Here is an 11,503-nt window from a genome sequence, read left to right on the forward strand (position 1 = left end):
ACGGATGGTAGACTCGGCACCCATACCATAGCCGATACGCAGCGAAGCCAGACCATAGATTTTGGAGAACGTGCGAAGTACCACCAAATTCTCATACGCTGACAACAAACGAATGCCGTCCGGATACGAGCGGTCCGTCACAAACTCGGCATAAGCCTCATCCAGCACGACCATCACATGCTTTGGCACCTGATCCAAAAAGGCAATCAGCTCTGCTTCGGGTACAATGGTGCCTGTTGGATTATTCGGATTACAAATCCAAATAATTTTTGTACGGTCATTGATTTGAGCCAGCATAGCGTCCAAATCATGCACACCGTCGCGCAAAGGCACCTCAACAGCAACCGCTCCCTCAATTTCCACGTTACTTTTGTAAACGGAAAATGTCTGATCGGCCATGATGCTTTCTTCTCCGGGAAGCAGAAACGCACGCGTAATCAACGCAATAATTTCGTCAGAGCCACAGCCATAAATAAACTGCTCCTCTTTCAAACCCGTCTGTTTGGCCAGCGCCTGTGTCAAAGCTACCGCGCTTCCGTCAGGATAGACACTAATGTTGGCAAACTCCTGCTGAATGGCCTGCAATACTTTGGGAGAACTGCCATACGGATTTTCATTGGAAGCAAGCTTGATCACTTCATCAAGTCCCAGCTCGCGTTTTACGTCTTCAATCGGTTTACCGGGCTGATATACTGGCAAATGTACAATATGCGGTTTAGGTTGCATGCCCCTACCTCCTCTATCCAATCAGAACTGAATGTTGTTGCTCTCTATATTTACGCCAAATTACTGCTTTAATTGTGCCACAAAATCACGAATTTGCAAAAGCCCCTCTTCTCTGCGCGCAGAATCCTCCAGCAATGGAATGGCTTCCTCCACCTGACGCACAATGGCACTGCCGACCACAACTCCATCACAAATGTCTGAGAACCGGACGACCTGCTCCCGATTTGAAATACCAAAGCCTATCGCCACCGGAATGTCGGTATGCCGTTTGACCTGCGTAATAAAGCCCTCAATCCCTTCAAAAAAGGAAGCTCTCTCCCCGGTTACACCAAGCGAGGATACACAATATACAAATCCACGGGCATGACGGACAATCCGCTCGATCCGCTGCTCTGAAGTTGGAGCCACCAGCGGAATTAGATGCACTCCCACCTCTGCCGCCCGTGCTCCCAGTTCTTCCGCTTCCTCAAGCGGAAGGTCGGGAATAATCAGACCGCTGATACCGTGCTTCTGCAAGCCACTAAAGAAAGCATCCATGCCCATCTGCAATACAGGATTGTAATACGTAAACAAAATAAAAGGCAGGCTTGAACCTGCCGCCCTAGCCAGAGAAGCTGTCTCCATGCAGGTGCGGATCGAGATTTGCCGTTTGAGTGCACGCTCAGACGCACGCTGAATGACAGGACCGTCAGCCAGCGGGTCGGAATACGGAACACCCAGCTCCAATATATCGGCTCCGGCAGACTCCAGTTGCCGAATAATCTCCACCGTAGTCTCCACATCCGGGTCGCCCACCGTCAGAAAAGGAATTAACGCCGTTTTGCCTTCATTTTTAAGACGCTCAAACGCCTGATCAATTAAATTCATGACGGATTTCCTCCCAAATACTTGATAATGGAGTCCACATCTTTATCCCCGCGCCCGGACAAGCAAATTACGATAATATCATTTGCCGTCAACGTAGGTGCCAGCTTGACGACCTGCGCAACGGCATGTGCCGACTCTAATGCAGGAAGTATGCCTTCTGTACGGCAGAGGAGCTGGAGTGCATCGAGCGCTTCCTGATCGGTAATTGGAACATATTTGGCCCGTTCAATATCTTTCAGATACGAATGCTCCGGTCCAACACCTGGATAATCCAGTCCGGCCGAGATGGAATGCGCAGGCTGCACTTGTCCGTATTCATCCTGCAGCAGATAACTCATCGAGCCTTGGAAGACCCCTTGTGTTCCCTTGCTCATCGTTGCCGCATGGAATTCTGTGTCAACGCCTTTTCCAGCAGCTTCCACACCGATTAAAGCAACGCCCTCATCCTCGATAAAAGGATAAAACATGCCGATGGCATTGCTTCCGCCACCGATCGCTGCCACGACGACATCCGGGAGTCTGCCTTCCTTTTCCAAAATCTGACGGCGAGTCTCATCACCAATCACTCGCTGGAAGTCCCGCACCATCATCGGATACGGATGGGGACCGACAGCCGAACCCAAAATATAAAATGTATCATGGACATGGCTCACCCAGTAACGCAAAGCTTCATTCCCGGCATCCTTAAGTGTACGTGTACCCGATGTCACCGGAATGACCTCTGCACCCAAAAGCTGCATCCGGAATACGTTTAACTGCTGGCGCACAGTATCCTCTTCACCCATAAACACCTTGCATTCCAGTCCAAGCAACGCGGCTACAGTCGCTGTCGCGACACCATGCTGTCCTGCGCCTGTTTCGGCAATGACCTTCTGTTTGCCCATGCGCTTCGCCAGCAAGCCTTGTGCCAAGGCATTATTGATTTTGTGGGCACCGGTATGATTCAAATCTTCGCGCTTCAAGTAAATTTTAGCCTCGCCTAAATGCTTGCTCAGACGCTCTGCATGGTAAAGCGGTGTTTCCCGCCCAGAATAGTCCTTTAGAAGTCCGTTCAGCTCTGCTTTAAATTCCGGATCATCTGCATACTTCCGGTAGGATTCCTCCAATTCAATCAGTGCGTTCATTAACGTCTCCGGTACGAAGCGTCCGCCAAATGTCCCAAAACGTCCGTTGCTATCAGGTAATTGTGTCATGCCTGCTTCACCCTTTCTACGAATGCAGTGATTTTTGAAATGTCCTTGACTCCATCTGTCTCTACGCCGCTGGACACATCCAGCCCTTCGGGATGGTACTCGGCAACCAGCTTTTCCGCATTATCAGCTGTCAGTCCGCCGGCTACAAACAAAGGAATTCCATGTTGATGGGTCCAAGCGTGATAGGCCGGAATTCGATCCCATGCAAACGTTCTGCCAGAACCGCCACCATACAGTGGGTCATATGTATCCAGCAGTAAAGCGTCAATTGTACCTGCATAGGCTTCCAATTCGTCTCCCGGACGTTCCGTCTGGCCCTTCATCGGCTGCTGATGACCGTCTACAGACCAAGCCTTGAATACCTGTACGCCAAAACGCTCCCTGATCTCGCTGCAGCGCTGCGGACTCTCCTGTCCATGCAGCTGAATGACATCCAATGGAGCTTGCTCCATCACATCATTTAGCAGCGCATCATCTGGATTCACAAACACACCCACGCTGCGCGGTCTGCTGCCCGGAGTCCATTCATCCAATACGCGAAGCAGCTCTCCAGCCTGTGCGCCGTCAATCCGGCGCTTACTGTCGGCAAACACAAAACCTATATAATCGACCGGTAAGTTTACCATAGATTTTAGCACTTCAACGCTTTGAAGTCCACAAATTTTTACGCCCGTTTTCTTCATGCTGTAACCCCGTTCATCAAATCCGCTACAGCTTGACCCACATCATCCTTACGCATCAGGTGCTCTCCTACCAGGATGCCGTGTGCGCCTACCGAATGCAGATATTTTACATCCTCGGGCCCGGCTATGCCGCTTTCACTAATAAACGTAACTCCTTTAGGGATCAGTGCAATCAGCTCTTCCGTCGTTTGGAGGCGGGTCTCGAACGTCCGCAAATTGCGATTGTTTACTCCAATCAGAGTTGCTGTGCCCAAATCCAGCACCCCTTTAAGCTCCTCGCTGTCATGCACCTCCACCAATGCGTCCAGCCCCAGGTCTTTGGCGATCTGTAAAAACGACCCCAAAACACGTGGCTCCAGTATAGCTGCAATCAATAGCACCGCATCGGCTCCCAGTAGACGAGCTTCATAAATTTGCCGTTCATCAATGATAAAATCCTTTCGCAGCAGCGGAATGTTTACTTGCTCACGAATTTGCTGCAAATATTCTGGACTGCCCTGAAAATACGTCACATCTGTCAGGACAGAAATACAATCGGCTCCAGCTCCCTCATAGGCACGGGCAATGTTCACCGGATGGAAATCCGGTCGGATGAGCCCTTTGGACGGAGAAGCCTTTTTCACTTCAGCAATCAGCCCCAGCGGTCGGTTGCGACGCACGGCTATCGCATCCTCAAATCCTCTTGTTGCAGGCAAATTGGAAACCAGCCGTTCCGCCTCACTGATATTAAAATGCTCCTTGAGCTGCTCTACTTCCTGTCGCTTCGTCACCACAATTTTATCAAGATACATATTGATATTCCCCCGTCGCCTGTATTAATTGATCCAGCTTGGACAGTGCCAGCCCGGTGTCAATCGCTTCCGCCGCCCGCGCTACTCCGTCCGCCAAGGTATCCGCTGCGCCTGCTACATAAATACACGCGCCAGCATTCGCTAACACGACGTCCCGGTAAGCTCCGCGCTCTCCGTTCAAAATCCGCCGTATAATGCCGGCGTTAACCTGTGCATCTCCACCCAGCACCTGATCGAGATGATGCATCTGCAAGCCCAGGTCCGATGGATGAAGCTCAAACGTGTGAACCCTGCCGTCCTTCAGCTCAGATACTCGCGTCGGAGCCGAAATACTGATTTCATCCAAACCGTCCAGACTGCTGACAACCATGGCCCGTTTGGAGCCAAGCTGATTCAGCACCTCAGCAATCACTTCCGTTTTTCCAGCATCATAAACGCCCAGCAGCTGTCGATCTGCACCAGCCGGATTCGTCAGCGGACCCAGCATATTGAACACCGTCCGCACTCCCAGCTCACGACGCGGCGCAGCAGCATGCTTCATCGACGGATGATATAACTGCGCAAATAAAAAACAAATGCCGATCCGATCCAGACATGACCGAGCCTGATCACTCGTCAGGTGAATGTTGACTCCGAGTGCCTCCAGCACATCTGCACTTCCGGCGCGGCCGCTTGCAGAACGATTGCCATGCTTCGCCACCCGTACAGACAGCGAAGCAGCGATGATAGCAGATACTGTAGAAATATTAAACTTGTGAATACCCGAACCTCCGGTTCCGCATGTGTCCAGCAGACGAGTCTCACCTTCTCCAGTCAGCACTGGACTCGCGTAACTGCGCATAGCCTCGGCAAAGCCGGTGATTTCATCCACCGTCTCTCCTTTGATACGAAGAGCTGTCAGCAGCCCGCCAATTTGCGCCTGCGTGGCACTCCCACTCATAATCTGTTCCATTACACTGCGGGCCTCCGCACGTGAAAGATGCTGTCCCTCAATAACCCGGCTTAAACCCACTTGCATCATGTTATGTCCTTCCATCGTCGTCTCCTCCTCAAAATCAGATTTTTGTGTGTTCCGTCTCCCGCAATGAAGTGTTACTTGATCAAAACTTGCTTAGGGAGTGTACAAATAATCCTGATTGATGACGCTGTTGTAGGGCTGTGTCGTTGCCGGGAACATCGCCTCTGCCGTACGGATTGCCTTCAGCAATGCCTTGGCCTTGTTCACCGTCTCCTGGTACTCGCTTTCCGGAACCGAGTCCCACACAATTCCTGCTCCTGCCTGGACATAGGCCCGGTTCTTTTTAAACACAATTGTGCGGATCGTAATACAAGCATCCATATTGCCCGAAAAGCCCAAATATCCAATAGCTCCTGCATAGGGTCCACGCGCTTCCCGCTCCAGCTCGGCAATAATCTCCATGGCACGCAGCTTCGGGGCCCCCGATACGGTGCCAGCTGGCAGGCAGGACAGGAAAGCATCAAAGAAATCTTTATCCTCGCGCAGTTCACCCGACACGTTGGACACAATGTGCATGACGTGGGAATAGCGTTCAATCTCCATAAACGTATCGCATTTGACTGTACCGAACCGGGATACGCGGCCCAGATCATTTCTGCCCAAATCGACCAGCATCAGATGCTCGGCACGTTCTTTTTCATCCTTCAACAATTCTTCAGCAAGTGCTGCATCTTCTGTCTCCGTGACGCCACGCGGCCTCGTCCCTGCAATAGGGCGGGTTTCTACCCGACCGTTTTCTACCTTGACAAGCGCCTCCGGCGAAGTGCCCACGATGATCTCGTCATCCATTTTCAAATAATACATATATGGCGACGGGTTCATCGTGCGCAGCACGCGGTATACCTGCAAAGGAGAAGCCTCAGTATCAATGTGAAAACGCTGGGATAGTACAACCTGAAAAATATCACCAGAGCGAATATATTCCTTTGCCTGCTCCACGTTTGCAATAAACTGCTCCTTCGTCACATTCGATTGAATCTCACCCAGTTCCACATCATCAGGAATGGAACCTGATCCCAATCTCTCCGGTGGTGTTTGCTTGCGCAGATACTGCGCCGTTTCCTCCAGCTTGCGCTCCACCTCAGCATAGGCAGCACGAATGTCCTCATCGCGGAACCCTTCGCCCACATGTACATTGCCAACCAGCAAAATTTGCTGCTTTACATGATCAAAAACAATCACTTGATCGCAAAACATAAAACGGATATCATCCATATTCAGGTCATCGACCGAATGCTCCGGCAGCTTTTCATAGTATTGAAGCAGATCATATCCAAAAAATCCGATCGCCCCGCCTGTAAATGGAGGCATTTCTTTCAGCTTGGGACTGCGATATTTGCGCAGCAATGCCTTGAGCGCTTCAAGCGGCTTGTCGTTCAAAATTTGCCGTTTGCCATGTTGCTCCAAAATCAAACGGCCTTTTTTACCCGAAACCATCAGGAACGGATCGGTCCCGATGAATGAATGGCGCGCCCATTGCTCGCCTCCCTCTACACTCTCCAGCAGAAAGGCTCGGTCCCGCTCCGCATACCGACGGAAAATCCGAATCGGCGTCTCCATATCGGCCAGCACTTTTTTGTACACAGGAATCAGGTTAAATTCATTCGCCATCGTTATCACTTGCTCCACATGCGGCGTTAACATGAGATCACTTCCTTTCCAATTTGGCGCAGACCCAAAGGAGAGAATATAAAAAAGCCTCTACCTGGAAGGTAGAGGCTGTCAGTTATTGAAATTATAAGAATGCGACCATATGTAAAAAGATTACAATAAACAGGCAAAGTATACACTTATCCCTCTGCATAACCCGTGGCTAACTCAAATAAGCTTCGCTGTCGAAGATACATCTTTTCATAGGCATCAGCTTACTGTCACCGTCGGTCTCTGTAATCTCATATGGAATTGGCTCGGACTGCACTCTTCTCATCTCAACTCAACTGGCTCTGGCTAACTCTACTCAACTCTGCTACACACACTATATCTCATCGGATGTTACTTTGGCAACCATCAACTTAAAAAAAGGGCGTTACTTCCCTTCGGAAGCCAGATCCGGTCTTAACGCCTGCGCTCCGTTTAAATATACATGTTTGATTTCACGTTGGGATTTATGGGTGTTCACCTGTACCAACAAACGGATACATTTGGGCAAACTACCCGCGACAGGGATTTCCAATCCACACATAAGTGGAACCATATCCCATCCGTCAAGCTGACGGATAGCCTTAGCTGGAAACGCAGCGTCCAGGTCATGGGTGACCGTAATCCAGACATTGCTAATGTCTTCAGGCTGAATTTCATTGTAGGATACGATTTCATCCAACAGCTGGCTGGTCGCTTCCAAAATTTCATTTTCTTCATTATTCGCTACAGTCGTCGCGCCACGAATTCCACGATTGTACATCTTTACGCCTCCTCTTTTAACTGTTCAATGACTTGCCTGATGTCAGAGACGGGAATATCCTTCACAACCTCTACGTGCCCGATGCTGCGCGGGACGACAAAAGTAATGCTGCCTTCTTTAAACTTTTTATCATGCATCATCGCCTCCAGCAGCCGATCCGTATCAAGATGTGCTGGAAGGGAGGTTGGCAGCCGCAGAGAAGACAGCATATCTCTTGTTTCTTCGACCAAAGCGGGGTCTGCCCCCAGCTTCACGCCCAGAAGCGCGGAGCCGACCATCCCAATCGAAATCGCTTCTCCGTGTAAAAACTCGCCATATCCCGCAATTGCTTCAATGGCATGACCAATCGTATGACCGAGGTTTAAAATAGCGCGCAAATCATTTTCCCGTTCATCGCGTGACACCACTTCAGCTTTCACAGAGCAGCCCTTCTCCAGTCCATACTCCAGAGCTGCCGCATCCAAAGCCAGTAAATCTGCCGCATGATCACGGCACCAGTAGGCGAAATCGGCATCCCAGATCAAACCGTGCTTGATCATTTCAGCCAGCCCGGCGGATACTTCGCGCGGAGGCAATGTAGACAACGTATCTACGTCATACAGCACGAGTTCCGGCTGATGGAAGGCTCCAATCATATTTTTGGCCAAAGGATGATTGATGCCGACCTTCCCTCCCACACTGCTGTCATGGGCAAGGATCGTCGTAGGAATCTGTACGAACTTGACGCCTCTCATATACGAGGCCGCCACAAATCCGGCCAGATCGCCCACTACGCCACCGCCAAGTGCAATCACGGCTGAATGGCGATCCAAACCGCCCTTAATGGCTGCAGTTATGACCTGCTCAAATACAGCTAGCGACTTGGATGTTTCACCCGGCTTGACGACAAAGGATTCCGTCTTGTAGCCCGATTTCTGAAGATTGCTCTCCAGTGTCGCCAAGTAAAATGACGCTGTATGTTCGTCAGAAACAATCAACAACGGACTTTTTTGCGCAATTCCTCGTTCCTTCAGAAACTCTCCGGCCCGATGCAGCAGCCCACGCCCGATGTGAATGGGATAGGAACGTTCTCCGAGTTGTACCGTCAGCGTACTCATCTTAATACCGTCCCAGTTGTTCTTCGTAGGATGCAATATTCGCACGGATTTCTTCAATCGAATCCCCTCCGAATTTTTCAAGCAAAGCCTTTGCAATCTCCCAGGCTACGACATGCTCCATAACCACACTTGCCGCCGGTACCGCACATGCATCCGAACGCTCAACCTGTGCAGTGAACGCTTCCTTCGTATCAATGTCGACGCTTTGCAGCGGTTTATACAAAGTTGGGATCGGCTTCATGACACCGCGAACCACAACAGGCATTCCATTGGTCATGCCACCCTCAAAACCGCCCAAACGGTTGGTACGACGGTGGTATCCACGTTCCTCATCATACAGAATCTCATCATGCACCTGTGAGCCGCGCAGTTCTCCTGCTTCGAAGCCAATACCAATTTCTACGCCCTTAAAGGCATTAATGGACATGACGCCTTGGGCAATGCGTGCATCCAGCTTCCGATCATATTGTACATGACTGCCCAGACCAATCGGGACGCCTTCCACGATGCATTCGACTACCCCACCGACCGAATCGCCTTCTTGCTTGATCAGGTCAATGTACGCTTCCATTTTCTTTTCGGTTTCTGGATCGGTTACTCTCACGGAAGAAGCTTCCGTTACGGCAATCAGCTCATCGATCGGCAAATCACGGTAAGGAGCTTCGATTTCTCCAATGCGGATGACCTGACCTGCCACCTTGATTCCGAACTCTGCCAGCAATTGACGGGCCAAGCCACCACACGCGACACGAATCGCAGTTTCACGCGCACTGGAGCGCTCCAGCACGTTACGCAGGTCCTTCAGGTTGTATTTCATTCCGCCGTTCAAATCGGCATGACCCGGACGCGGACGGTGAACCCGGCGCTTTTCTTCATCACTGCCTTCGATCGGCTCAATATTCATAATATTCTGCCAGTGCTTCCAATCGTTATTTTCCACAATCAGTGCAATCGGTGCACCTGTGGTATAACCGTGACGTACGCCTCCGGCAATGCTCGCCGTGTCCTTTTCAATCTGCATACGCCGCCCCCGTCCATACCCTTTCTGACGACGGTGCAGCTGAAAATTCAGTTCCTCAAAATCCAATTTTAAATTGCTGGGCATGCCCTCTACAATTGCAGTTAGCTGGGGACCATGCGTTTCCCCCGCGGTTAAATAACGTAAACTCATGACGCGTTCCCCCTTTAAACTGTTAAACTGTGCATCGCTAAAACCTTTAACTGTGCTTCATTATAGTATACGCACCTTTCTTTGACAAGAAAAGCCACAGGTATGCAGATAAACAAAAACACGTCCCTTAGGCAAAGCCAAAGGACGTGCGTTTCAGATAAGCAAGCATCAACGTGCTCATGATCCAAAAAACAAAAACATCTCATTACGAATTATCGATATATGTCTAGGCTATGCTTTTTTACGATAAAAAAAGGTTTCCGTCGATTCCAGACCATATTGGTTGGGAGAAAAAATTTGCTCTGTACTGCCCACAAACAGTACACCGCCGGGACGAAGACTGGCTGCAAACTTCTGGTACAGCTTATGCTTGGCCTCTTCAGTAAAATAAATCATAACATTGCGACAGATAATGAGGTCATAGTTGTCTTCAAACGAATCCAGCAGCAAATTTTGCTTTTGAAATTTCACAGCCTGTTTCAAACGGTCATCCACGCGAAACATCGCACCATCCGGTTTGAAATATTTGCTGGCTACCTGCTCAGGCACATCCTTGAGCGAACGCTCCAAATATCTGCCTTCCTTGGCTTTGGCCAATGCACCATCATCAATATCGGAAGCCGTAATAGAACAATTCCCCAAGATCCCCTTGCCGTCCAGAACCATAGCCAAACTGTAAGGCTCCTCGCCAGTCGAACAAGCCGCGCTCCACAGCTTGAGCTTCTGCTTGCCTGCAAGCAGCTGTGGCAGAATCGTATCCCGCAGCACTTCCCACCGATTGGGATTACGCCAAAATTCCGAAACATTGATCGTCATACGATCCAGAAATTCATAAAACAGGGGTTTTTCCTTCATCATGGCATCATAAAAAGAAACAAAACTGGGAAACCCGTTTTTGTTGCGAAGTGTCGTTAACCGCCTTTTCATCTGTGCTTCTTTGTATTGTGCAAGATCAATACCTGTGCTGTCCTTAATTTTGCGGATAAACGCCGTGTAGTCGGGGTCCGTCTGACCCAGTTCCAAATCCGTCATGCTACCATCCTTTTTCATACGAGATTAAACTTACATCCAGGTCGCCACGCTTTTCTCATACCGAACCGACTCTTCCGGCATGAAAAAATTCGCAATCTCGCGTTCCGCGCTCTCCGGTGAATCCGAACCGTGTATGAGGTTAAACGGTGTATGTGCAGCAAAGTCTCCCCGGATCGTGCCCGGTAGAGCCTCTGTTACTTGTGTTTTACCAATCAACAGGCGGGAAAGCGTAACGATGTTATCCCCTTCCCAAATCATGGCAAATACAGGGCCTGATGTGATAAAATCTACAAGCTCTTCAAAAAAGGGCTTGCCCACATGCTCCGCATAATGCCGCTGCGCCTGTTCTCTAGTTACCTGCACAAGTTTGCCACCCGTCATTTTGAAGCCTTTGTCTTCCAGGCGACTGATAATACGTCCAATCAGTCCGCGTTGTACTCCATCCGGTTTAACCATCAAAAACGTGCGATCCATCGGCTCACTCCCAATCCAATCTTAATGTATTTTTACAATACTAATTTGTA

At 50.0% G+C, this 11,503-nt stretch carries 12 protein-coding genes; all 12 read right to left on the minus strand.

The annotated features are described in order from the left end of the window. Nucleotides 1-726: pyridoxal phosphate-dependent aminotransferase (locus tag WG8_RS13795; protein ID WP_007430817.1), on the minus strand; the 726-nt coding region annotated here is incomplete at its 3' end. A gap of 60 nt (nt 727-786) precedes the next feature. Continuing rightward, complete coding sequence (gene trpA, locus WG8_RS13800) at nt 787-1,593, minus strand: tryptophan synthase subunit alpha (RefSeq protein ID WP_007430818.1); 807 nt, start codon at nt 1,591-1,593, stop codon at nt 787-789. After that, nucleotides 1,590-2,786 (minus strand): tryptophan synthase subunit beta, encoded by a 1,197-nt coding sequence (gene trpB, locus WG8_RS13805; protein ID WP_007430819.1) that lies wholly within the window; start codon nt 2,784-2,786, stop codon nt 1,590-1,592. The genes trpA and trpB overlap by 4 nt, the downstream gene beginning before the upstream one ends. Next, the gene (locus WG8_RS13810; protein ID WP_007430820.1) at nt 2,783-3,469 is read right to left on the minus strand and encodes a phosphoribosylanthranilate isomerase; all 687 of its coding nucleotides are present in this window, start codon (nt 3,467-3,469) and stop codon (nt 2,783-2,785) included. Before WG8_RS13810 ends, trpB begins: the two co-directional genes overlap by 4 nt. Further along, nucleotides 3,466-4,260 carry an indole-3-glycerol phosphate synthase TrpC gene (gene trpC / locus WG8_RS13815; RefSeq protein WP_007430821.1) on the minus strand — a complete coding sequence of 265 codons (795 nt, stop codon included), beginning with the start codon at nt 4,258-4,260 and terminating at the stop codon, nt 3,466-3,468. The genes WG8_RS13810 and trpC overlap by 4 nt, the downstream gene beginning before the upstream one ends. Beyond that, nucleotides 4,250-5,296, minus strand: a complete 1,047-nt coding sequence (gene trpD / locus WG8_RS13820) for an anthranilate phosphoribosyltransferase (RefSeq protein WP_007430822.1) — start codon at nt 5,294-5,296, stop codon at nt 4,250-4,252. Before trpD ends, trpC begins: the two co-directional genes overlap by 11 nt. Nucleotides 5,297-5,371: 75 nt before the next feature. Then, nucleotides 5,372-6,922: an anthranilate synthase component I gene (trpE, locus tag WG8_RS13825; RefSeq protein ID WP_007430823.1), complete on the minus strand. Its 1,551-nt coding sequence runs from the start codon at nt 6,920-6,922 to the stop codon at nt 5,372-5,374. 382 nt (nt 6,923-7,304) lie between these two features. Beyond that, complete coding sequence (gene aroH, locus WG8_RS13830) at nt 7,305-7,679, minus strand: chorismate mutase (RefSeq protein WP_007430824.1); 375 nt, start codon at nt 7,677-7,679, stop codon at nt 7,305-7,307. Nucleotides 7,680-7,681: 2 nt separating this feature from the next. Further along, complete coding sequence (gene aroB / locus WG8_RS13835; RefSeq protein ID WP_007430825.1) at nt 7,682-8,776, minus strand: 3-dehydroquinate synthase; 1,095 nt, start codon at nt 8,774-8,776, stop codon at nt 7,682-7,684. Nucleotide 8,777: 1 nt separating this feature from the next. Continuing rightward, nucleotides 8,778-9,947 carry a chorismate synthase gene (aroC, locus tag WG8_RS13840; RefSeq protein WP_007430826.1) on the minus strand — a complete coding sequence of 390 codons (1,170 nt, stop codon included), beginning with the start codon at nt 9,945-9,947 and terminating at the stop codon, nt 8,778-8,780. A gap of 231 nt (nt 9,948-10,178) precedes the next feature. Beyond that, on the minus strand, nt 10,179-10,979 hold the full coding sequence (locus tag WG8_RS13845; protein WP_007430827.1) for a CheR family methyltransferase: 801 nt from the start codon (nt 10,977-10,979) through the stop codon (nt 10,179-10,181). A gap of 30 nt (nt 10,980-11,009) precedes the next feature. Further along, nucleotides 11,010-11,453, minus strand: coding sequence for a nucleoside-diphosphate kinase (ndk, locus tag WG8_RS13850; protein ID WP_007430828.1), 444 nt, complete (start codon nt 11,451-11,453; stop codon nt 11,010-11,012). Nucleotides 11,454-11,503: the final 50 nt, after the last annotated feature.

Origin of the sequence: Paenibacillus sp. Aloe-11 (genome assembly GCF_000245715.1) — a bacterium.
Classification (GTDB): domain Bacteria; phylum Bacillota; class Bacilli; order Paenibacillales; family Paenibacillaceae; genus Paenibacillus; species Paenibacillus kribbensis.